Source organism: Myxococcales bacterium, assembly GCA_016720545.1.
Lineage (GTDB): Bacteria > Myxococcota_A > Polyangia > Polyangiales > Polyangiaceae > JAAFHV01.
In genome coordinates, this window is the sequence record JADKKK010000020.1 from 1 (window position 1) to 22,652 (window position 22,652).

The window sequence follows — 22,652 nt, forward strand, 5'->3', positions numbered from 1 at the left end:
GCCGCGCGCGCCATGCCTTCCAGTCGTCCCGGCTGATGCGCCCGCCGACGAGCCGCTTCTCAGGAGGCCTGCGGGTGGGCGCGACCTTCTTCGACGAGCAGCTGCGCTCGCGAGACCAGGCAGCGCGGGCGACGAGGCCGAAGGCGCCGCGTGCGTCGTTGACCGCATCGCCGAGAACCGCCGGTCTGACCTCGCGCCCGAGCAGGTTCACCCGGCGATCACCAATGGCCTTCTTCGAGGACCCTGCATTTCAACAAGCCTCTACCGTGCGCAGCGAGTGGCGCTTCCCCGCCTGTGGCGGCTCACGTGCGCCCGATCCTGCGGGCGATCAGGCCAGTTCGACGCTGCCGGTCCACGAGGCGCACATCCGCACGCGCGTCGTCAGGCTCGCCGAAGGCAAACCGCGGACGCGACGCCGCGCCGTGCTCCCGCACCTACGCGGGCACGGGCGAGGTCATGCAGGCCGTCGCGTACACCACTGCCCGCGGCAGCGCGCTTCGCGAAGCGCCGCGTTCCCCATGCCTGGAGCCATGTGCTCCGGCATCCTCCGGCTCGAGCGTGACCACATCGGAGGTAGGAGGATCGTCTGCGTGGCGCTCACGTCGAGCGCCGCGTCGCGCGGACGCGGCCCCGTAAGCGTGTGGCTCGTGCTCGCGGGGCTCGCGGTGCGCTCTCCCTTCGGCGAGCGGCTCGCGCTCTCCGCTCCCCACCGCGGCCCGGAGGAGGCTGCCAGACTGGGACGCCACCCGCGGCGTGCGCTTCTCGCTGGTGGGGCGCCACGGAAGGCAGAGCTTCCTCGAGGCTCCACTTCGTGACGCACCGCTACGGGTTTCGCGCCGCGCGAGCGCCATAACCACGAGAGGCAGCGGCGCCTCAGCGGCCTCCCGACGCCGCCCGCAGCGTGTGCGCGTAGTCGTCCACGTCGCTCACGCAGCGACCCCCGCTGCACGCCCGGCCCGCGACGACATAGTCCAGCTTGCACCGGTAGGCCGGCTTCGCGCAGGCCTCACAACCTCGGGACGCGGTCACGCACGCGGTGAGTGCCGAGACGCCTTAGGGCCTCCGAGCGCCGTGGTGTCGGTCCCGACGCCGGGACGCCCTGGCCCTTGCACGTGAGCGGCGACGTGAACAGTACGCAGTCGGCGTCGACCGTGCAGGCGCGCTGTGGTTCGATCAAGGCGAGCGCTTCGGCCTGAAGCTCCGCGCAGTCGGGGCGTGTCCCCGTGCGCGCACCGCACCCGACGAGCACGAGCACGCCGAGCGCGACGGCGACCTTGCACGTGTGGGTGGTTCACCCAGCGCGGCGCTTGGGCGAGCAGGAGCCACGGAGCACGGCGAAGCGTAAATCGGCGAAAAACCGACCGGATCGAGCGGTTCGGCGCTCTAGTCATGGAGGGCCTCCTTGGCAGCGTCAGGGCCTGGGTCGTGCGCCTCCACCGAGAACGAGAAGCTCACGCGGTCGACGTGAAAGCAGAGCGGCGCGCCGCGTCGCCCAGGCGCGCCCTGGCCGCGCGCGAGACCACGGTGCCACTCCGGGAGCAGCACGCCGTGGGGAAATGCGAGGTCGATATCTCCCCTGGCGCGAGATGCGCCCGCGGAGCAACTGGCTCGACATCGCGCGATCTTTGAGCACGCAGTACGCGAGGAACGCGTCAGCTCGACCAGCACTCGGCCCACGCGCCCGTGAGGACGTGCGGCGCAGGGCGAGGCCGGAGAAGCGCAGCTCGGCGACGCGTCGGGCGCGGAGCCGCGCCGGGCGGGCGAGACCGTGATCGCGCCGTCCTCCGCGCGCGTCACCTCCGCGCGCTCGAGGACGTGCATCAGCATCCCCTCGGTAGAGCAGCCTCGCGCCCAGCGCAGGCACCACGCTCGGATCGCGTTCGTCACGAACGCGATCCGTCGTGCCCCGATGCGGATGCGCACGTGGACACGCCAGTTGGTCTGCACGGGAGACGGGAGAGCCTCCAGAACGGCCCCAGGAACGCGAAGCCGAAGTGCCCGTGAAGAAGAATCGGAAGGTGAAAGGCGTACCTCCCGTCCGGCCCGAGGCGCTCGAGACAAGCCCTTCAGGGCACGAGGTGCCCCCTCGACCGCCGCAACCGGAACGAGGTAGTTCCACGGCAGACCACGTCTCGGATCTAGCTCCGCATCTCGGGCACCTCGGCGGAGCGGGCTCGACGAGCGCGCCCGAGAACCGAGGCGGCTGTTGGACGAAGTCCGACGAGGGCGACCGGAAGAGCCCGGGGTCGGGGTGGCTCCACGGCGCGCGCCTCCCCGTGGCGTGATGCGGACGGGCGCGAGGAGCACCGCCTCGGTCACGAGCCGAGCCACACCGGGAGCTGCATCGTGAACCCAGCCCGTTCGCCGCGGACACGAACACGGGGCCTGGCCGCACGCCGGGAGGAGCAGCGCCGCCCAGCGCGACAGCCATCGTCGCCCACGTTGGGCCGCTGGGGGAGCGTGAGCGCGCGACCACGTGCCCGCGCGCGCGAAGCACCGTCCACCCCAGCGCCCCGAGCGGTGTAGAAGAGCGCGCCCCAGCCGGCGGTGAAAGGGAAGAGCGCGCGCTCGAGCGCGAGGTACCCCTCCGGATCGGCGGCCGCGAGGTGACCCCGCGAGTGACCACACCGCCTGCGCGTATTGGTCCGGCGCGACGGCGACGAGCGTGAGCGCGAGCACGCTCCATGACGCCGCGCTCGGTGAGCAAGCGCACGCGCCACCATCGCCAACGCCATGGGGGATCGGCGACGGCGCAGAGCTGCCACGGGCCAGCCGAGGCGAAAGCGCCACGGTGCGCCGCGATCGTCGCCATGCGGGCCGCCCCGGAGGTCGCCGTGCCGCCCGGCAGGGTCGGGAGGAGGAGCGCGGCCATCGAGAGCATCGCCAGGCCGAGACCAAGAAATTGAAGATGAGCGAGCGCTCGAGGGCGCGCTCGCGCAGGGTGTACGCGAGGCGCTTCGCGGGGGGCCTCCATCGCGCAAGCGTAGCGACCCGGGTGGAGAGGGGTCGCCCCCCGATGGGACTTGACGTTTCGCACGAGCGCCGCCCGCGGGACCGGTAGCTTCTCGCGAAGCCGACGCGTGGGCACGCGCGGCGCCAGGAGAGCCATGGAGGAGCAAGCGCTGTGGAGCGGCCATCGTCCGCCGCGGTCGTGGACGCTGACCAGCCGCGAACGCGGCACGCGGTGCCCCGACTGTCCCGGCGCGACCTCGCTGCTCGACGCGCTGCCGGGGGGGCGCCTGGCGTGCCCATTCTACTCCTGCGCCCTGGTCGCCCGCGCCACGGTGCCGGCGGACCTGCTCGCGGGCTCGGGGCTCACGCTCGTGCGGCGTGGCATCATCGTCAAAGGAGGCCGTGGACGCGACGGGCGCGCCACGGTGATCGACGTCGTCGGGCCCGGCTCTGCGCTCGCCGTTCGCTCACCGCCCGGGCGTCACGGCGTTCGCCGCGGGGCCCGCGCTGCTCTGCGCGTGCCCACCGCGCGACTCGAGGAAGGCCTCGCCGGGCCCGATGGGGCGGGCCTCGCCCGCGAGCTGCTCTGGCTCCAGCAGGCCGCGCTCGCGCGGATGGAGCGCCTCGCCGACGCGCGGGGCGCCCCACGGCGAGCGCGTAGCCGCCTCCTCTCGCGCCTCTCGCCGACGGCCTCTCCGCGCCGCGGAAGCTCGACCTTCTCCCCGGCGACTGCGCCAGCGAGAGCTCGGCGCTGCTGGCCATCCGCCACGAGTCGGTGTGCCGTGAGCTCCGGCGCCTCGAGCGCGTGGGCGTGGTGCGCCGCACCTCGGAGGGACTCGAGCTGGTCGACCGCGCCGCCCTCGAGGGCGGCGGCGCCCGCGAGGACCTCCCGCCTCAGTCCTCGCGCTCGGAGAGAGAGGCGTGCTCGCGTAGCTGAGTGAGCGGCGTGGCGCGGAAGCTCTTCTCGAGCAGCGCCGCGGCCTGGTCGAGCTTACGGTGCAGCGGGCAGAGCGCCCGCGCGTGCTCGGGCAGGTCGAGCGGGCACGAGGTGATGCGCGGGATGGGGTCGACCGCCTGTACGACATCGTACACGGTGATGCAGGACGGCGGCCGCGCGAGCGCGAAGCCGCCGGCGGGACCCCGGACGGAGGTGACGACGCCGTGGTGCACGAGGCCTTGCAGCACCTTCGACAGATAGCTCGACGGTACCTGCGTGTGGCGCGCGATCACCTGGAGCGTGAGGCGCGCGCCCTCGTTCTCGGTCAGAAGTACCACTGCGCGGAGCGCATATTCGCTTGTCTTCGTGATCACCGGGTCGCGTCCGCTCTTCGACGGGTCTACGCAATCTCTGGCGGTCTCTAGCAGCGCGTCGCGCCCGACACTACCGCTGCGCGAGCCGGGCTTTACACGGCGCTCGCGCGGCACCACAATCGAGGGAGTGCCCGGGAGAGGCACCGGCTCATGGCGCGTGACTCCTCTTCGGAGAACCCATCCTGTGGTCGGGTCGGCCCAAGGTCGTGCCCGCCCACGGACCTACCTGCTCGCCGCCGCCGCCGCCGCCGCGTCGGCCGCGGCCATGCTGGTCGGGTTCGCCATCGTGTCCGCCCTCGCGCTGCACGCCACCTACGCGGGCCTGCTCCTGGGCGCAGCCTGGTGCGCGACCGCCGCGCTCGCGCTGTGGCAGGGGCCGAGGCTCTACCGCGCCGGTCTCACCTACGAGGTGACCGAGGGCACGTGGTCGTGAGCCGCGGCCGCTTCCGCCGAACGATCGACAGATTCACCATTAGTTACGCAATTATACGCTGGAACCTCGCGCGCCCGGCGTGGGCGATCTGGTCGTTGTACGCGCCGTCCCGACCGGCGCGCTGCGCCGCACGCTCACGCTCGTGCTCGTCGATCTCGAGAGCCCCGATCGCGTGTGGGCGGCGGTGCGCGGCGTGATGCCCTCGGCCACCCTCGGCGACGGCGAACGACCTCTCGCCCAGCGCCTCGACGTCGGAGAGCGAGTGCTGTGGTCCGGCACGCCGCGGGCTGCGCGCTGGACGGTCCGTCGCGCCCTCGCCTCCGCGCTCGCCGCGGTGCTCTTCCTCGCGGCGGCGCGCGGCCTCATGCGGTCGGTCCCCGCGCTGCTCCGGGTGCTCCGCCTCCACGTCCTCCCGGCCACCACCTTCGGCGTGCTGGCGGGCTCGGTGGCGCTCGGCGCGCTCCTCGCGGTCGGCGCATCGCTCGTGGTCGCCTACGCGTCGTGGGTGAAACCGGGGCAGCTCGCGAAGGTCACCCGGTATTTCGTCACGAACCGCCGAGTGCTCATCCGCCGCGGCCACGAGGAGCTGTCCCTCGATCGGGGGTGCATCGCCTACGTCATCACCGCCCCCTCGGACTCGTCGATGCGCCGCCTCGAGGATCTCTTCCTCGTGCTCGATGGCCCGCGCGCGCGCGCGCTGGCGGCGAGCGGCGCGTTCGGCGAGGCGCAGCCGCCGGGCGACGAGCTCGTGCCGATGTTCTCCCAGATCGACGACGCCGAGACCGCGTTCTCGGTCCTCCAGAAGCGGTCGAGCCCCTCCCTGCCCCCGCCGCTGCACGACGCGGCGTGAACGAGGCCGCGGGGTTTCTGCGTGGCGCCGGCGCGGCCGGAGCTTCGACTCGACCCCGCTTGGCTTGACCTCGCCCCCGCCGTGGAGTGTCCGCACGGAGCCGATCGCCGTTCGGTCAGGCCACGGACACGACCACGACCGACGTCGAGAGCGGCGAGCGCCGGCGCCCGCGCTCGGGCTCGGGCCGGGCGCGCGCGCCGGGTGTGCTAAAGGGCTGCCGTGGTCGGCTCAGGGCAGGTCCTCTCCTCGAAGTACAAGCTCGGGCGCTTGCTCGGCGAGGGCGGCATGGGCGCCGTCTACGAAGCGGAGCACCTCGTGCTCGGCACGCGGGTGGCCGTGAAGATCCTCCACGCCGAGCTGGCGCGTCGCGAGGGGCTGATCGAACGCTTCATGCAAGAGGCGATGGTCGCCGCGCGGATCCGCAGCGAGAACGTGGCCCACGTGATCGACGTCGAGCGCACCGCCGACGGCGTCGCGTTCATGGTGATCGAGCTGCTCGAGGGCGAGTCGCTCGCGGACATGCTCGATCGACAGAGCCGCCTCGATGCCTCCACCGCCTGCGAATACACGCGGCAGATCCTCCTCGCGCTCGAGGCCGCGCACGCGCTCGGCGTCGTGCACCGCGACCTGAAGCCCGAGAACGTGTTCGTGACCTACGTCGGCGACCGTCCGGTGCTGAAGCTCATCGACTTCGGTATCGCGAAGCTCCGACGAGAGGGCGCGGGGGGCCGAAACCTCACCGTCGCCGGGGTGCTGATGGGCACCGCCGAGTACATGGCGCCCGAGCAGGCGTACTCCGCCGACGCTGTGGACGCGCGGGCCGACATCTACGCGGTCGGCGTGATGCTCTACGAGATGCTCGCGGGGGCGCGGCCGGTGTCCGGCGACGACGGCCGCGTGATCGCGCTCAAGATCGAGCGCGGCGAGGTGGTGCCGCTCGTGCGCGCCGCGCCGGGCGTGAAGCCCGAGCTGGCCGGCCTCGTGCACCGAGCGATGGCGTTCCGTCGCGAGCTCCGCTTCGCCTCCGCCGCCGAGATGCGGCTCGCGCTCGAGGCCGCGGCGGACGCGCGCGCCGGATCGCTCTCCTCCGCGCGACTCGCGGAGCTCACCGCGAAGGCGGGCACGGGCACGTTGATGGGGGCGCCACTCCCGCTCCCTGCACCGACCGAAGGCTCCGCGCCACCTCCACAACCCGCCCCGCGCGCCTCCTCGCCCCCTGGCGACGCGGCGTGGGCGGCTCCGGCCGAGGCGCGTGGGACCGCGCTCGCGCCCGTCCTCGCGTCGCCTCACGCGCCTCACGCGCCTCACGCGCCTCACGCGCCTCGCGCACAAGCTCCCTACGCTCACGCTCCTCCGGACCGGCGTCGCGCCGAACCCGCGCGGCGGCGGAGCTCCCGCCTCATCCCCGGGCTGATCGTGGGCTCGCTCCTCCTTGGCGCGGGGATCGCGGCCGCGGTCGTGCTGACGGGCACGGGCTCCACCCCTGCGCCCCCGCCGCCCGGCCTCGGCGTCGTGCCCCCGCTCCCGACCGTCGCGCCGGGCGTGACGGACCCGGTCGGGCCGCTCACCACCCCGCCGCTGGGAAACGTCCCTCCCCTCCAGACGCCGCCGGGCCCCGCGACCGCGGCGCCGAAGGCGAGCGGCGCACCGCCAACACCGAGCGGCGCGCCGCCGTCCCCCAGCAGCAGCTCGAGCGCGCCCCCGCTGCCCTCGCTCGCCCTCCCGCCTCTCCCGACGGCCCTCCCCAGCTTTCAGCTCCCGACCGCGTGGCCGAGCGCGCCCTTCCCGATGCCCGCGTTCCCGCTGCAACCGAGCCCGCCGGGCCCGCCGAGCCCGGCGCCGTCGGGGCCCGTCGTCCCCTCGGGGCCCCCGGGCTACTGAGGTCGCGCGCGGGGGCTCGCCGGCTTGGCGCGCGCGCGCGGGGGCTGGTACCGTCACCTCCGTGCCCGGGCTCCCCGACGCGCTCGCTTCCCACCTCCGCGCCTTCCGCGAGGAGCTCGCCGCCCCACGCGCGCGCCTCCGCTACGCGGTGATCGCCCTCGCGTTGGTGCTGGGGCTGCTGCTCGCTCGGGGTGGCACGGTGCCCGCGCAGCGGCGCGCTGGGCGCGTTGGTGGCGCTCGCCGCCGCGCTCCTCGCGCTCGACGTGCGCGCGCGCAGACGGACCTCCGGACCCCGCGAGGTCCTGAACCACATCGTGCGCCCCGCGGCGCCGGCCGAGGCGGAGCGCGCCCGCCGTGCGCTCACGTTGCTCGAGACCCGCGACGGCACCTCCCGGGAGCTCGCCGAGCTCCACGTCGCGCGGGCCTTCGCGGCCATCCCCGAGGGCCAGGTCGTCGGGCGGGCGCGGCGGCTCGCGTTCCGCTTCCGCGTCGGCGCCGGGCTCGTGGTCGCGGTCGCCGCGGGCTCGTGCGCCCAGAACCCGTGGGGGCTCGTCGAGGGCGCCGACGTGCTCGTGGCCCGGGGGGGCCGCGCGCCCGTCGACCTCGTGTGGCTCGCGCAGCCGGAGCTCTCCGCGCGCGCGCCGGACTACCTCCACCGCGGCGAGCGCCATGAGCCCTACGGCGAGGAGCTCGAGCTGCCGCGCGGCACGCTGCTCTCCTTTCGCGGCACCCCCATCCACAGCGGGCGCAGGCTCGCGATGACCGACGGCAAGGTCGAGGTCCCGTTCGTCGACGACGGCACGGGCGCGGTGGTGGCCCGCTGGTCGCTCGCCGACACCGCCGAGCTCCGAGTGGTCGCGCGGTTCGGCGACGTGGTGATCGAAGAGCCGGCGCACACGCGCGTGACCTCGATCCCCGACGCCACGCCCGTGGTCACCCTCGAGGGCGCCCCGCGCACAATCTCGCTCGCACGAGACGCAGATTCCGTTGAAATTCCCATACGTTACCATGCCGAAGACGACCACGGCCTGCGGGAGGTCCACCTCGTCCTGCGCGCCGGGGCGCGCGAGGAGCGGCGCGTGCTGTCACGGCTCGACGGCGAGACGCGCACCGATCGCGGCGGCCACGTGCTGCGGCCCACCGATCCCTTCTTCAAGCGGAGCCACGTGCCGGTGGAGGTGAGGGTCGCGGCGAAGGACAACGACCCGATCACCGGCCCGAAGTGGGGCGAGAGCGAGGCCCTCACGGTGGTGCCGCCCGACGTGGGCGAGCCGGAGGCGATGCGCCTCGACGCGCTGCGGGCCGTACGGCGGGCCTACGTAGACGCGCTCGCGTACCGCCTCCGCCACGGAGAGGCCGGCCAGGACGCGATCGACGCCGCGCGCCTCCACGAGCTGTCGAGCAAGGCAGCCGAGCGGCTCTCCGAGGTCCTCGGGGGGTCGTTCTCCGGGCTCAGGATCAGCAGCCGCCTGTCGGCGAGACTCCGCACCAGCGAGCGCCGCGTGGTCGCGGCCGAGCGCAAGGAGGCCACCTCGAAGAGCGCCGAGGCGAGACGCGGTGCGCGCGCCGCGACCGAGCAGATGGCGCTCGTCGTCGACGCGGTGATCCGCGGCCTGGGTCATCGCGACGCGCGCACCTCGGCGAAGGAGCTCGCCGACGTGGCCGACGACCTCTCGGTCGGCGCGGCCCAGGCGCGCGCGAAGACGGCGAGCGCGGCGGCCGAAGGCGCCCGAATGGACGCGGCGGAGGCGGTGCTCCGTGGCGGCCAACGCCAGCTCGAGCGGCTCGGCTGGCTCGGGCAGGATCTCGGCGAGATCACGGCGGCGGGCCTCTTGCGCGTGACACGCACACGCAAGGAGGCCGACCTGCTCCACGCCGAGCTCGCGGCGCGCGATCTGGCGGCCCGGCTCCGCCAGCCGGATCCCTCGTTCGGCTCACGCGGGGGTGGCGGTGGCAAGGGCGAAGGCGGCGAGTCCAGCGGCCAGCCCGGCCAGGGCGAAGGCGAGGGCGACGGCTCTGGCTCGGGGGGTGGCAAGGGCGAGGGCAGCGACGCGGAGCGCGCCTTCAACGAGGCCGCGCAGGGGCTCGATCGCCTCGCGGCAGAGCACGCGGAGAACATGGGCAAGGTCGAGCAGGCGCTCGCCGAGGGCGCCTCCGAAGAAGACCGAAAGGCGCTCATGGAAGAGGCCAAGAAGCACGCGGACGCCGTGCGCGAGGCGGTGCGCGACCTGCCCTCGGTCGGCGGGGGGAGCGGCTCGTGGACGAGCAAGGGCGCGGCCTCCCGCGAGCTCGCCGAGCAGATGGCCCAGTCGCTCGAGCAGGGCAGCCCGGCCGATGCCGTCTCCGGCGGGCGGAGCGCGATGGCTGCCCTCGAGGAGGCGAAGCGCCTCGCCTCGCGCGGCGGACTGATGCGCAGCGGCGCCTCCCAAGAGCTCCTCGACGAGGCCCAGAGGAAGCTCGGCCCCGAGCTGCGGTGGGCAGAGGATCGCCTGGCCCAGATGAAGGCGCGGGCCCAAGCGCGCGCGCGCGGGGATCTGGCCAAGCACGGCAGCGCCGAGGGACAGCTCTCGGACAAGGCCACGGATCTGTTGAAGAAAGGAGAAACTGGGGGGAAGGGCGACGGGGAGGGTGCGCTCCCCGAGCCGGCCCTCGACGGACTCCGCGAGGCCGCGCGCGCGGCGCGGGAGGCGGCAGAGGCGCTGAAGCACGGCGACGCGGACCGCGGGCAGAGCGCCCAGCGCGAGGCCCAGGCGAAGCTCGAGGCCGCCCGGCGGGCGCTCGGCTCCTCGAACGACGACGGGGAAGCCGACCTCAACCCGCGCGGCGCCGACGGCGCGACCCCGATCCCCAAGGCCGACGCCCACAAGGGACCCGAGGAGTTCAGGAAGCGGGTGCTGCGAGGGCTGGGGCAGCCCGCCGCTGGCCGCCAGCGGGACGCTGTGACACGGTACGCCGAGGGCCTCCTCCGATGACCTTCGCCCAGCGGCTCTTCCTCTTCGCCCTCCTCGTCGCGGCGTCCGCGCTCAGCCTGGGCGGTCGGCGCGTGCGCGCGGAGGCGCCGGCGCCCGGGGTCTCTGCCCCGCAGGGCCCGCGCTCGCTGGCCTCGCTGGCGCCGTCGCAGGCGCGGACGGCGTTCGAGCTCACGACGCGGCTCGACCTCGACCTCGCGGCCAAAGAGCTCGAGGGGGCCGACCTCGAGGTCCCCGAGATCGCCGCGGCCCGAGCCCGGCTGGCCGTGTTCACGGGAGACTGCGATCTCGCCACGACGCTCCTCGCGCGACGCGAGCTGCAGGCGGACGAGAACGCGCGGGCCCTCGCCGACGTGGCGCGCGGGTGCGCGCGAGTCACGGCCGGCGTGGTCGTGCTCACCGACGCTGCCCGCGGCGTCGAAGTGAAGTTCCAAGACGAGCACGACGCCACGCTCTTCCCGCTGCTCGTCGAGACGATCGAGCGCGCCCGCGCGATGCTCACGGCGGAGCTCGGCGTCGACTGGCCCCGCCCTACCCGCTTCGTGGTGGTGAGAGACCACCTCTCGCTCTCGGCGATGACGGGCCTGCCCTACGAGGCGGCGCGCACGACCGGGACCGTGGCGGTCGCGAAGTGGGGCAAGGTGACGCTCCTCAGTCCGCGGGCGGCGCGACACGGCTACCCTTGGCGCGACACGGTGGCCCACGAGCTCACGCACCTCGCGATCACCCGCGCCTCGGCCGACCGCGCGCCGCTCTGGCTCCAGGAGGGGCTCGCGAAGCGTCAGGAGGTGCGCTGGCGCGCGCCGTCCTCGTTCGACGACCGCCCGTCGGCGGACGCCATCGTCGTCCGCGGCGTCGCCCGGAAGCTCGACCTGCCGCTCGACAAGCTCGGGCCCAGCATCGCGATGCTGCCGAGCGCCGAGGCGGCCCAGGTCGCGTTCTCGGAAGTGACCAGTTTCGTTCGTTATTTCGCCTCTCGGGGCGACAAAGACACGCTCCCCAGGGTGCTGCTCGCGCTGAAGAACGGGCAGTCCGTCGATGACGCGCTGAAGTTCGTCACCCAGCGCGATCTCCCCGCGTGGGACGCGGAGTGGCGAGCGCAGCTCCCGAAGCTCGCGCCGGAGCCCGCACCGGCGAGAGGGCCTCGCGAGGCCCGCGAGGCTAACCCGGGCACCTCGCTCCGCGATCGCGTGCGGCTCGCCGAGCTGCTGCTCGCGCAGGGGCACGCCGCGGCGGCCGCGGCGGAGCTTGAAGGGGGCGATCGGGTCGACGGGGCCGAGGGAACCGCCGACGATCCGGCGCTGCGCGCGCTCCGCGGGCGGATCCTCGAAGCGCTCGAGCGCCTCGACGAGGCCGGGCCGCTCGTGCGCGAGCCGCGAGACGTCGCCTCCAGCTTCGCGCCGTGGTGGGCCCTCCGGGGGCGCGTGCTCGGGGCGAAGGGGGACGAGCCCGGCGCGGAGTCCTCGTTCGCCGAGGGGATCGGCGAGGATCCGTTCGATAAGGAGCTCGCGTGCCGCCCCAAAGGCGGGGCCCCGGCCGGCGCGGATGCCGGCGTGAATGGCGTCGACCCGCTCTGCAACGGGGCGCGCACGGCGCCGCCCCGCGATTCGGCGGATTGACCCGCGCGGCGGGCGAAGGTTAGGATCGGTGACCCTCGCTCTTTCCCGGTGAGCTGCCGTGAGGTGCGCGAATGAAGCCTCCCCGATGAAGTCTCCCCGATGAAGCTCACGTATGCCTCCGCCCAGCTCTTGCGAGTGATGCCGCGAGAGCGAATATCCCGCCTCATGGGGCAGCTCGCCGACGTGCAGTGGCCGCGCCCACTCGAGCGCGCGGTGCTCGGCGCGTACTGCCGTGCCTACGACGTGGCCCTGGAGGAGTGCGAGGCGCCCGACCGGTGGGCGAGCTTCGACCATTTTTTTACGCGCCGACTGCGTGACGGCGCCCGACCGCTGGCCGACGGCGCCACGTGGGTTTCCCCCGCCGACGGCCGGCTGGAGTCGCCCGGGGTCGTGACCGCCGACTCCCTCTACCTCGTGAAGGGCCGCCCCTACCGGGTCGACGAGCTCGTGGGCGATCGGGACGAGGCCCGGCGCTACGTGGGGGGGGGCGGGTGTGTCGTGTACCTGTCGCCGCGCGACTACCACCGAGTCCACACGCCCGCCGCGGGCAAGCTCGTGTGCGTCCGCTCGATGCCGGGCGACTACTTCCCGGTGAACTCCATCGGGCTCGACCACGTGCCGAACCTGTTCGTCCGAAACCGCCGGGTCGCCCTCGCGATCGAGACCGAGTCGTTCGGGCGCGTCACGGTCGTCATGGTGGCGGCCATGGTCGTCGGGCGCATCACGGTGACGGGCATCGACGCCCGCGACGTGCCGTACGGCACGCACACGCTCGACGCGCCGCTCGAGCTCGAGGCAGGAGCGGAGCTCGGTATGTTCCACCTTGGCTCCACCGCCGTGGTGTTCTTCGAGCCCAAGGGCTTCGCGAGGTTCGTCGCGCAGGAGGGCCCCATCAAGATGGGGCAAGCCCTCGCCGAGGCAGGCGCATGAGCTTCGACCCCGACGAGACGGTCGAAATCGCGGCCCTCAAGGACGAGACACGAGCGCCAGCCGCCAGCCGGCCGTCGTTGGAAGAGGTCGAGGTGGCGGTCGAGCTCGACGACGACGTCGAGGCGAGCGCGCCCGAGCGCGGCTCGCGCCCGGCGTCGGAGACCCCGGAGGCGGCGAAGGCGGAAGCCGACTCGCAGAAGAAAGAGCGCGTGCGCCCGAAGCTCACGCTGCGAATCCCCGACGACGAGGTCGCGAGGCCCGAGGTGAAGCGCGAGCCGACGACCCAGCCCGATCTCGCAGCGGCGATCGTGGCGGAGGGCGGCGCTCCAAGCGACGCCTCGGACACTGTGCCGCCCCCGCCGCCGGGCCCCGACGACAGCAGCGAAATCCCGATGGCTTCCGCGTCGATCCTGCTGATCGAGCCCGACCCTTCCTCCCCTTCGGTGCCCCCCGTTTTGGGCGACGAGCCTCGCTTCGAGGAGCTCAAGGAGGGGCCCTTCGCGGACGACGCCGAAGAGGACAGCTGGACCCCGTGGCAACCGACGGCGATCGAGCTCCGCGAGGCGAGCGCCCCACGCGCGGAGGGCGCCCCTGCCGCCACCGCGCTCCCGGCCGTGGCCCCGAAGGCGCCGGCGGAGGCGCAGTCGGTCCCCGCCGACGTCGAGGAAATCCCCTTGGAGCCCGACGAGGAAGACGAAGACTGGCAGGTCCCATCGAACCCGCCCGAGGTCGAGCCCGAGGATCTGCTCCTCGTCGAGCCGGCGACCGCCTCGATGGTGCCTGCCGTGGGCGCGAAGGCTGTCCCCCAGCCGATCATTCCCGCCGCCGCGCCCGCACCGGTCGTGCTGCCCGTGATCGCCGCGGCGCCGCCTACGCCCGCGACGCCGCCGTCCGCGCCCGCGCTCCCCACGGTGCCCGTCCTGAGCGCCCCGCTCGCCGTGGCGCTCCCGGCGGGCGTCGGCATGGAGTCGCTGCCCCCGGCCGCCCTCCCCACGCCGGCCGCGCCGCAGCCCGTCTCGGTCGTCTCGACGCCGAAGCTCCATCAGGTGCTCGCCGAGGGCGGCCCCCGGGTGGGCGCCACCCCCACCGCGCCCGCCGCGACGCCGCCTTCGGAGCCGCGCGCGCTCGACGGCAAGCGCCGAGGCAAGCCGTGGTGGGAGGAGCTCTTCAACGACGACTACCTGCGGACCACCGGGTCCGTGACCGATCGTGAGATCGCGGCCGAGGCCACGTTCATCGAGGAGAGCCTGGGCGTCGCGAAGGGGGCCACGGTGCTCGATCTCGCGTGCGGGAGCGGACGGCACGCGATCGAGCTCGCCGCGCGCGGCTACCAGGTGATCGGCTTCGACCTGTCGCTGGCGATGCTCGCGCGCGCCTCCGACGAGGCCCAGGAGCGGAACCAGAAGCTCAACTTCGTGCAGGGCGACATGCGCGAGATGACCTTCGAGGACGCGTTCGATGGGGTCTACTGCTGGCAGACGAGCTTCGGGTTCTTCGAGGAAGAGAAGAACGCGACGGTGGTCGGCAACGTGCACCGCGCCCTGAAGAAGGGCGGGCAGTTCCTGCTCGAGGTGGTCAACCGCGACTACGTCGCCCACGACGTGCCGTCGCTCGTCTGGTTCGAGGGCGACGGGTGCATCTGCATGGACGAGGTGCACCTCGACTTCATCACCTCGCGCCTCCGGGTGAAGCGCACGATGATGATGGACGACGGGCGTTCGAAGGAGATCGAATACTCGGTGCGCGTTTACTCGCTGCACGAGCTCGGCAAGCTCCTGAACGACGCGGGGTTCCGCGTGGCCGAGGTCTCGGGGCGCATCCAGACCCCGGGCGTCTTCTTCGGCGGCGAGGCGCCGTCGATCATCATCCTCGCCGAGAAGCGCTGAGCGGTACGTCGGCCCGGCCCGGTCGCCCTTATGCGTGCATTCTACACGCATGGGGTCCGTGGCGCGGCTCACGCTCCGTGGTCGCCCCAGCTGGCGCGAGAGGCGCTACGGTGGGCTGTGCTCCGCTCTCGCTCCGCCGGTCACCCCGTGCATGCCGCTCGCCCCGCCTCTGTGTCCCGAGCCTTCGTGTGGGCCCTGTCGACCCTTGGGGCGCTCACGTCTTGCGCCTCCACGCCACCTCCGGCGCCGCCCGCGCCGCCCGCGCCGTCCGCGCCGCCCGCGCCGCCCACACCGCCGGCGCCCGCCGAGGCGGCCCCGAGCGCCGCGGCCCCGAGCGCGACGGCCCCGAGCGCGGCGCTGCCCTCGAGCTGCGCGCCCTCGGCCACGCCCTGCGCGCCCGATCCGGGCTTCGTGAAGCGCCTGTGCGACGGGTCGTTCCCCGACGTCGGCCTCGCGCTCTTCGCGAAGGGGACGCCGTGGAAACGCCTCGCGATGCGCGGGGACGTGGACGGCTGGAACGCCGACGGCGGCGCGAGCCCGAAGGCGCGTCTGCTCTTCGACGAGGAGGTCCTCGTGCTGCGCCGCCGGGCCGCCGCGACGAGCGGCGTGGTGGTAGGCAGCGGCGGCGGGTACCTCGTCATGCGCTGGGACGGGCACTGCTACACGCTCGACGACGGCGAGGTCACGGAGAAGGTCCCGCCGAAGCCAAAGGCCGCGCCACTCCCCTTTCGCTTCTACGCCGACGCGACCAAGACCGCGCTGCTGAAGAGCCCGAAGGTGCTGGCGGCCTACCAGGTCCGTGGCCGCGAGTGCAAAGGGGCCATCAGCGGCGCGGTGACCCGCGCCTGCGAGAGGGCCGACGACGCGCTCTCCGCCGCCGTGGTGGCAGAGGTGCGCGCGGGCCTCCCCGTGCCCGCGCCCGAACGCCTCCCGTGAGGGCGGACCTCAGCGCTTGCCGGTGAGCGCGTCGAGGAGCGCCCGGTCGCCCTGCACGGCCGTGCGCTGCATGTAGAATGCGAGGCCGCGGCGCCCGCCTAGCTCCTCGCCGCCGCCGGCCCGACCGGGGCCGCCGTGGAGGAGGTGCGGCATCACGAGCCCTGGGGCGATCGCCTGGGAGGCGACCTTGCTCGAGCCGATGACCACGCGCCCATTGAAGGCCGCCGAGCCGACCACGGCCGCGGCGAGGAAGCGCGGATCGTCGGAGTAGACGCTGGTGACGAGCCCGCCGCCGCCCGCGGCGACGAGGCGCGCGGCGTCTTCACCCGTGCCGTCGTACGGCATGACGGTCGCGCAGGGGCCGAAGACCTCGTGAGAGTGGACCACGTCCGCCACGCTGGGCTCCCCGTGCACGAAGAGCAGGGGGCTCATGAAGAACCCCTTGTCGCCGTCCCGGCCGAGCGCGTCCACCCGGTCGGGATCGCCGAAGACGAGCTTGGCGGCGGCCTGGATGCGCTTGGCGCCCTCGCGGACGTCGCGGAGCTGGCTCCGCGTCGCCAGCGGTCCCATGTTCACGTCGTCGTGGGTCGGCACGCCGACCTTGATGGCGCGGAGCCGCTCGGCGAGGAGATCGGCGATCTCGGCGAGGCGCTCGCGCGGCACGTAGACGCGCCGAATGGCCGTGCACTTCTGCCCGGTCTTCTGCTGGATGTCGCGCGCGACGTCGGCCGTGAAGAGGTTCTCGAGATCGGAGCCGAGCTCGACGTCGGGCCCGAGGACCGCTGCGTTCAGGCTGTCGGCCTCGACGTTCAGGCGCACACCGCGCTCGACGACCGAGGCCTCGGCGCGGAGCGTGCGCGCGGTGCTGCTGCCGCCGGTGAACGCGAGCACGTCTTGCGCCCCGAGGTGCGAGGTGAGCGCGCCCGCGCCGCCCGCGAGGAGCGAGAACGCGCCGGTGGGGAGCGCGCCCGACTCGACGAGCAGCTCGGTGATGCGGTGTGCGACGAGCGCCGTGCTGGTCGCGGGCTTGCAGAATACAGGCATCCCCGCGAGCAGCGCGGTGGCGGCCTTCTCCGCGAGGCCCCAGGCGGGGAAGTTGAACGCGTTCACGTGCACGGCGACGCCGCGGCGCGGGGTGTACACGTGCGCGCCAAACAGCCGAGCGCTGCGCCCGAGCTGTACGCCGTCGCCGTCGGCCAGCAAGTGGGCGTCGCCCAGCTCTTTCCCGAGATCGGCGTAAAAGGAGAGCGTGCCCGTGGCGCCGTCGATGTCGAACTTTGCGTCGGACCGGGTGTTCCCGCCGTTGGTCATCGCGAGCCCGATGAGCTCGTCGCGCTTCGAGTAGATGGCCTTCGACATCGCGCGGAGGAGCCTCGCCGCGCTCGGCGAACGACATCGCGCGGAGGCGCGGGCCGCCCTCGTCGCGGGCGTGGGCGAGCGCGGCGCCGAGATCGAGGCCCTCGGTCGACGCGGTCGCGACCACCTCTTCGGTGGAGGGTTCAGGAGCGCCGCTCCCGGCCCCGCCGCCCGAGGCCACACGTCCACGCGCCGGAGAGATACGAAGCGGATCCGGTCATGGCGTGGGTAGAGCAAAGGGTGTGTGGCCTGTCAACGACCGGAGCGCGGGCGGGCCGCCGACGCCGCGCGGAGGCCCGCGAAGCGCTCGACGAGCAGCGCGGTCACGGCGCTCGCGTCGCGCTCTGCGGTGTCGACCGTGAGCTCGGCGGCCCCGTACAGCGGAGCGCGCTCACGCAGGAGCGCCCGGAGCTCGTTCATCGCGTCGTCCCGCCCCTTCATGGGGCGCCCGTCGCCCTGGGCCACCACGCGGCGAAAGTGGTCCTCTGCGCGCGCGCGGAGCCACACCGTGTGCGTCTCCCGGCGCAGCGTGGCGTAGGTGTCTCGCGCGGTCACGAGGGAGCCGCCCGTGGCGAGCACCGCGGGGCGGCCCTCCGCGAGGAAATCGGTGAGCACCTCTCGCTCGAGCCTGCGAAAATACGCCTCGCCGTGCATCTCGAAGACCATGCCGAGGCTCATCGCCGCGCGCTCGGCGATGCGCACGTCGAGCTCGACGAACGGGACGCGCAGCGCGCGCGCGAGGGCCGCGCCGACGGTGGTCTTCCCGGCGCCGCGGAGGCCCACGAGCGACACCACCCGCGGGCCCCGATCGGAGGCGAGCTCGGCGGCGTCCACGAGCTCGGCGGCGCGGACCCCCAGGGCGCGCGCGAGGGCGAGCAGGCGCACCACCGAGATGTTGCCGAGGCCCCCTTCGAGCGAGACCAGGAACCGCGCAGAGAGGCCCGTGCGCGCCGCGAGCTCCGCCAGCGTGGCGCCTTCGGCGTGGCGCAGCCGGCGCACCTCGGCGCCGAGCGCAGCCAGCGCGCGCGACGACGCGGCGCGCTCCTCGGGGGCCTTCGCGGGCATGGCGCGAGAGCGTAGTTCGCGCCCGAGGGCCCGACCAGCGCTCCGACACGCGCGCCCGCGCAACGTGCGCACTATAATGCCCATTCCGTTGACTTCATGCAGTATACCGCTTGCTCGGTCTGGGGCCGTGTGCGAAGAACCTCGCATGGCGCACGACGCTGCAACGCACCCGCCCGTTCGTTTCGAGACCCACCCCGACAGCTACCGCCACGTGGTGCTCTCGTTTCCCGCCGTGTACGGCGGCGACGTCGCGCAGATCGCGCTCGACATCAAGGAAGAGGGCGGGCTCCGACCGGGCTACCCGCTGAAGCTGAACTCGTACGACCTCGGCGTCGACATCGAGCTCGCCGACGCGGTGAACCGGGTGCGCTTCGAGCACCCGGAGGTGCGGGCCGTGGTGTTCTCGAGCGCGAAGGACCGCATCTTCTGCTCGGGGGCGAACATCTACATGCTGGGCAGCTCGACCCACGCGTTCAAGGTGAACTTCTGCAAGTACACGAACGAGACCCGGCTCGGCCTCGAGGAGCTGTCGACCGAGGGCGGTGTGCCGACGCTCGCCGCGCTGAACGGCACCGCGTCCGGTGGGGGCTACGAGCTCGCCATCGCGTGCGACGAGATCGTGCTCGTCGAGGACGGCTCGTCGGCGGTGAGCTACCCGGAGGCGCCGCTCCTCGCGGTGCTGCCGGGCACGGGCGGGCTCACGCGCCTCACCGACAAGCGCAAGATCCGGCGGGATCTGGCCGACGCGTTCTCCACCGTCGCCGAGGGCGTGCGGGGCAAGCGCGCCGTGCAGTGGGGTCTCGTGGACGAGGCGCCGCCCCGCGCGAAGTTCGACGAGGCGGTCGTGCGACGGGTGAAGGCGCTCGTCGCGCGCTCCACGCGCCGGCCCGCGCAGCCGATGAAGCTCGGGCCGCTCGCGCCCACGCGAAGCGCCGATGGCACCGAGTACACGTACGTGACGGTGGCGCTCGATCGCGCCGCGCGCACCGCCGAGCTCACCGTGCGGGCGCCCCGCGGCGGTGAGCCCACGACGCCCGCCGAGCTCGCGGCGAAGGGCGACGCCGCGTGGCTCGTGCGCGCGTTCCGCGAGCTCGACGACGCGCTGCTCGACCTCCGCTTCAACGAGCCGGAGATCGGCGTCGTGGCGGTGAAGACCGAGGGCTCGGCGGAGGCCGTGGTGGCGGCCGAGCGCGTGCTGTTCGAGCACGCGAGCGACGGGCTCGTGAGCGAGGTGCGCCTCCTCGTCAAGCGCGCGCTGAAGCGCCTCGACATGACGGCCAAGAGCCTCTTCTGCGTGGCCGGGCCCGGCTCCTGCTTCGCCGGCGTGCTCCTCGAGCTCGCCCTCGCGTCCGACCGCGTCTTCATGAAAGACGAGGACGGCGTGTTCATGCAGATTACACGTGCACAGAGCGGCCTCTTCCCTATGGGCAACGGCCTCTCGAGGCTCGAGTCTCGCTTCCTCGGCGCGCCGGCGACCGTGCCTCGGCTGCTCGAGACCACGGCGCCGCTCGCCACGAGCGACGCGCTAGCGGCGGGCCTCGTGACGTTCGCCCCCGACGACCTCGACTGGGACGACGAGCTCCGCATCGCCTTCGAGGAGCGCGCGGCCATGTCGCCCGACGCGATGACGGGCATGGAGCAGAACCTGCGCTTCGGCGGCCCCGAGACCCTGGAGACCAAGATCTTCGCGCGCCTCTCCGCATGGCAGAACTGGATCTTCCAGCGCCCCAACGCCGTGGGCGAGAAGGGCGCGCTCACCCTCTACGGACGCCCCGAGCGGCCCGAGTTCAACTTTCACCGGACCTGAGGCGCACCATGTCGAACGTCAACAACGAGCGCATCCCCAACAACGTCCACCTCAGCGACGACAAGCGCCTGCAGCGCGCCCTCGAGGCGTGGCAGCCGAACTTCATCTCGTGGTGGACCGACATGGGCCCGGCGGGGTTCCAACAGGACGACGTCTATTTGCGCACGGCGATCTCGGTCACCTCCGACGGGTGGGCGCACTTCGACTACGTGAAAATGCCCGAATACCGCTGGGGCATCTTCCTCGCCGACCCCGTCGCCGATCGCCGCATCGGCTTCGGCGACAACATGGGGCAGCCCGTGTGGCAGCAGGTGCCCGGCGAGCACCGGAACGCGCTGCGGCGCCTCATCGTGACCCAGGGCGACACCGAGCCGGCCAGCGTCGAGCAGCAGCGCCTCCTCGGGCAGTCGTGCCCCTCCGTGTATGATCTCCGTAATTTGTTCCAGGTGAACGTGGAGGAGGGCCGCCACCTCTGGGCGATGGTCTACCTGCTCCAGTCGTACTTCGGGCGCGACGGGCGCGAGGAGGCCGACGCCCTCCTCGAGCGGCGCTCGGGCGATCCCGACAAGCCCCGCATCCTCGGCGCGTTCAACGAGCCGTGCTCCGACTGGCTCTCGTTCTTCATGTTCACGTTCTTCACCGACCGCGACGGGAAGTACCAGCTGCTCGCGCTGTCGGAGTCGTCGTTCGACCCGCTTTCGCGCACCACGCGCTTCATGCTCACGGAGGAGGCGCACCACATGTTCGTCGGCGAGACCGGCGTGCTCCGCGTCGTGGAGCGCACGGCGACGCAGATGAAGGCGCTCGGCCTCGAGCACCCGGACGACGTGCGCAAGCAGGGCCTCCTCGACCTGCCGCTCATCCAGCGCTACCTGAACCTCTGGTACGCCCTCTCGCTCGACCTGTTCGGCGGTGAGGTCTCGTCGAACGCGGCGAGCTTCTTCGCCGCGGGCCTGAAGGGCCGAGCGAAGGAGGAGCGCTACGAGGACCACGTCGCCCTCGACGCGTTCTACGACATGGAGGTCGTGCGCGACGGCAAGCTCGCTCGCGAGCACATCCCGCTCCGCAACGCGATGAACGAGGTCCTCCGCGACGAGTACGTGGAGGACTGCCAGCGCGGCGTCGACAAATGGAACCGCACGATCGCGGCCGCCGGCGTGTCCTTCGAGCTCAAGCTCCCGCACCGGCGCTTCTTCCGACACGTCGGGCTCGCGGCCGACGTGAGCTGCGATCCCACCGGGAAGGTGCTGTCGAAGGACGAGTTCGAGGCGCGGAAGGCCGAGTGGCTCCCGACCGAGGCCGACAAGGCGTTCGTCAAGAGCCTCATGCAGAAGCCGGTGTTCGATCCCACGCAGATGGCCCACTGGATCGCCGCGCCGAAGCACGGAATCAAGGGCCGCCCGGTCGACTTCGAGTACGTCCGCCACGCCTAGCAGCCTGTTGATTTACGGACCGAGGCCCGCGCGGCATCGGGCAAGGCGCGATCTACGGGCCGAGGTCCCTCGTCGTCCGCGCCCGGCCCGCCAAGGAGCGCGCGGAGCCTCGTCTCCGTGAGCACGCACCTCAGGACCGCAGCGCGCGCGGGCGAGAGGCCGCGGCGGGCCGACGGGAGTGAACCAACGGCCTGCCGAGTCCCTCTCTTCGCGAGGAGGGCATTCCCTGCTCGGCAGAGCCCGGCGGACATGCCCGTGGGAGCTCCTGGCGATCGGCACTCGGGCCAGTGGACAACGAGCACGGTTCCCCCCGCTCGGCGCGAAGGACGTCCGTCGTCTCGACAGAATGTGCGTCGACGGGGGCAGGCCGATGGCATAGCGTGCCGGCGTGAACTCGCGCTCACGGAGAGCCGCTCGCCGTCTTGCCTCGATTCTCGCGACGCTGCTGGGGACTCTGGGCACGTGGGCGTGCTGGAACTTCGACTTCTCCGAGACGAGCGCCAAGCCCGACGCGGCCGACGCGACCGACGCGACCGACGCGGCGGCTCCGAAGGACGAGTGTTCCCTGGGGCTTCCCGTCTACCAAACGAATTTCGTCGAGGCTGGGACCTCGGACTGGATCGAGAGCGCGAAGCCAGGTCAAGTCCGCCTCGAGGACGGAGGAGGCGTTCGCGTCTCGCTCACCAACCCGCCAAGCGAGGCAGCGACGATCGCGAGGGGCTTCGACGCGCGGGACTACGCAGTTCAATTCGAGTTCAGAGTGCTCGAGCTGCAACCCAGCGCACCGCCTGAGAGCACCCTTCGCATTCAACAGCTGACGAGCTCGGACAACACCTACAACGTGGGGCTCTTTCGAGCCGCGGAGGGCTGGTCGGTCGCCGCCATGCTCATGGCGGGCGCATTGTTTCGGAGCAAGTCGGACGACGCGGGGACGCTCGCCCATGTGGTCTACTATCGAGTTCGCCCCAGCGAAGACGGTGGCCCGGGAGGCTCGATCCAGGTGCGCTTCGACGGGGTAGACGGCCCGCTCGTTCGGGATTTTTCTCGCATTCCGGTGCGCTCGCTCCAGCTCGGGCCGACGTGGGTCGGCGCACCTCCGGCCAACGCGACGGTCACCGTGGTCTTCAAGAACGTCTCCTTCTGGAGCTGCGGCAAGTAGTCGAGCGAGGGGCCGCGCGACCCACCAGCTCGCGCGCGTCGGAGCGATTCGGGCAGCGCGACTCG

Annotated in this window: 17 protein-coding genes; 11 read left to right on the top strand and 6 right to left on the bottom strand. The window is 73.0% G+C overall.

Features of this window, described 5'->3' with window-relative positions; genetic code table 11:
• The 4 genes from IPQ09_24850 to IPQ09_24865 all read right to left on the bottom strand — a co-directional run.
• A partial coding sequence (locus tag IPQ09_24850) for a hypothetical protein (GenBank protein ID MBL0197398.1) occupies positions 1-211 on the bottom strand: 211 nt, incomplete at its 3' end.
• 662 nt (positions 212-873) lie between these two features.
• The gene (locus tag IPQ09_24855) at positions 874-1,029 is read right to left on the bottom strand and encodes a hypothetical protein (protein ID MBL0197399.1); all 156 of its coding nucleotides are present in this window, start codon (positions 1,027-1,029) and stop codon (positions 874-876) included.
• Positions 1,030-1,383: 354 nt separating this feature from the next.
• The gene (locus tag IPQ09_24860; protein MBL0197400.1) at positions 1,384-1,545 is read right to left on the bottom strand and encodes a hypothetical protein; all 162 of its coding nucleotides are present in this window, start codon (positions 1,543-1,545) and stop codon (positions 1,384-1,386) included.
• Between the two features lie 2,301 nt (positions 1,546-3,846).
• Positions 3,847-4,263 (bottom strand): Rrf2 family transcriptional regulator, encoded by a 417-nt coding sequence (locus IPQ09_24865; protein MBL0197401.1) that lies wholly within the window; start codon positions 4,261-4,263, stop codon positions 3,847-3,849.
• A gap of 184 nt (positions 4,264-4,447) precedes the next feature.
• Here IPQ09_24865 and IPQ09_24870 point away from each other — a divergent pair, with 184 nt between their 5' ends.
• The 8 genes from IPQ09_24870 (at position 4,448) to IPQ09_24905 (ending at position 15,767) form a co-directional block, all read left to right on the top strand.
• Positions 4,448-4,696, top strand: a complete 249-nt coding sequence (locus IPQ09_24870) for a hypothetical protein (GenBank protein MBL0197402.1) — start codon at positions 4,448-4,450, stop codon at positions 4,694-4,696.
• A 79-nt stretch (positions 4,697-4,775) separates the two neighbouring features.
• Complete coding sequence (locus tag IPQ09_24875) at positions 4,776-5,546, top strand: hypothetical protein (GenBank protein ID MBL0197403.1); 771 nt, start codon at positions 4,776-4,778, stop codon at positions 5,544-5,546.
• Positions 5,547-5,765: 219 nt separating this feature from the next.
• Positions 5,766-7,427 carry a serine/threonine protein kinase gene (locus IPQ09_24880; GenBank protein MBL0197404.1) on the top strand — a complete coding sequence of 554 codons (1,662 nt, stop codon included), beginning with the start codon at positions 5,766-5,768 and terminating at the stop codon, positions 7,425-7,427.
• Positions 7,428-7,618: 191 nt separating this feature from the next.
• Positions 7,619-10,399 (top strand): DUF4175 domain-containing protein, encoded by a 2,781-nt coding sequence (locus IPQ09_24885; protein MBL0197405.1) that lies wholly within the window; start codon positions 7,619-7,621, stop codon positions 10,397-10,399.
• On the top strand, positions 10,396-12,015 hold the full coding sequence (locus tag IPQ09_24890) for a hypothetical protein (protein MBL0197406.1): 1,620 nt from the start codon (positions 10,396-10,398) through the stop codon (positions 12,013-12,015). The genes IPQ09_24885 and IPQ09_24890 overlap by 4 nt, the downstream gene beginning before the upstream one ends.
• Positions 12,016-12,114: 99 nt before the next feature.
• The gene (gene psd, locus IPQ09_24895) at positions 12,115-12,945 is read left to right on the top strand and encodes a phosphatidylserine decarboxylase (protein ID MBL0197407.1); all 831 of its coding nucleotides are present in this window, start codon (positions 12,115-12,117) and stop codon (positions 12,943-12,945) included.
• Positions 12,942-14,831, top strand: a complete 1,890-nt coding sequence (locus IPQ09_24900; GenBank protein MBL0197408.1) for a methyltransferase domain-containing protein — start codon at positions 12,942-12,944, stop codon at positions 14,829-14,831. Before psd ends, IPQ09_24900 begins: the two co-directional genes overlap by 4 nt.
• Before the next feature lie 171 nt (positions 14,832-15,002).
• Complete coding sequence (locus IPQ09_24905; GenBank protein ID MBL0197409.1) at positions 15,003-15,767, top strand: hypothetical protein; 765 nt, start codon at positions 15,003-15,005, stop codon at positions 15,765-15,767.
• Positions 15,768-15,776: 9 nt separating this feature from the next.
• Here the strand turns inward: IPQ09_24905 and IPQ09_24910 are convergent, their stop codons facing one another.
• Together IPQ09_24910 and IPQ09_24915 are read right to left on the bottom strand one after the other, a co-directional pair.
• Positions 15,777-17,312, bottom strand: a complete 1,536-nt coding sequence (locus IPQ09_24910; protein ID MBL0197410.1) for a 3,4-dehydroadipyl-CoA semialdehyde dehydrogenase — start codon at positions 17,310-17,312, stop codon at positions 15,777-15,779.
• Between the two features lie 63 nt (positions 17,313-17,375).
• Positions 17,376-18,188 (bottom strand): helix-turn-helix domain-containing protein, encoded by an 813-nt coding sequence (locus IPQ09_24915; GenBank protein MBL0197411.1) that lies wholly within the window; start codon positions 18,186-18,188, stop codon positions 17,376-17,378.
• Between the two features lie 145 nt (positions 18,189-18,333).
• On the opposite strand from IPQ09_24915, the gene IPQ09_24920 reads away from it, so the two are divergent.
• The 3 genes from IPQ09_24920 (at position 18,334) to IPQ09_24930 (ending at position 22,587) form a co-directional block, all read left to right on the top strand.
• On the top strand, positions 18,334-19,995 hold the full coding sequence (locus IPQ09_24920) for a benzoyl-CoA-dihydrodiol lyase (protein ID MBL0197412.1): 1,662 nt from the start codon (positions 18,334-18,336) through the stop codon (positions 19,993-19,995).
• A gap of 8 nt (positions 19,996-20,003) precedes the next feature.
• Positions 20,004-21,428: a benzoyl-CoA 2,3-epoxidase subunit BoxB gene (boxB, locus tag IPQ09_24925; GenBank protein ID MBL0197413.1), complete on the top strand. Its 1,425-nt coding sequence runs from the start codon at positions 20,004-20,006 to the stop codon at positions 21,426-21,428.
• Between the two features lie 388 nt (positions 21,429-21,816).
• Positions 21,817-22,587, top strand: coding sequence for a hypothetical protein (locus IPQ09_24930; protein MBL0197414.1), 771 nt, complete (start codon positions 21,817-21,819; stop codon positions 22,585-22,587).
• Positions 22,588-22,652: the final 65 nt, after the last annotated feature.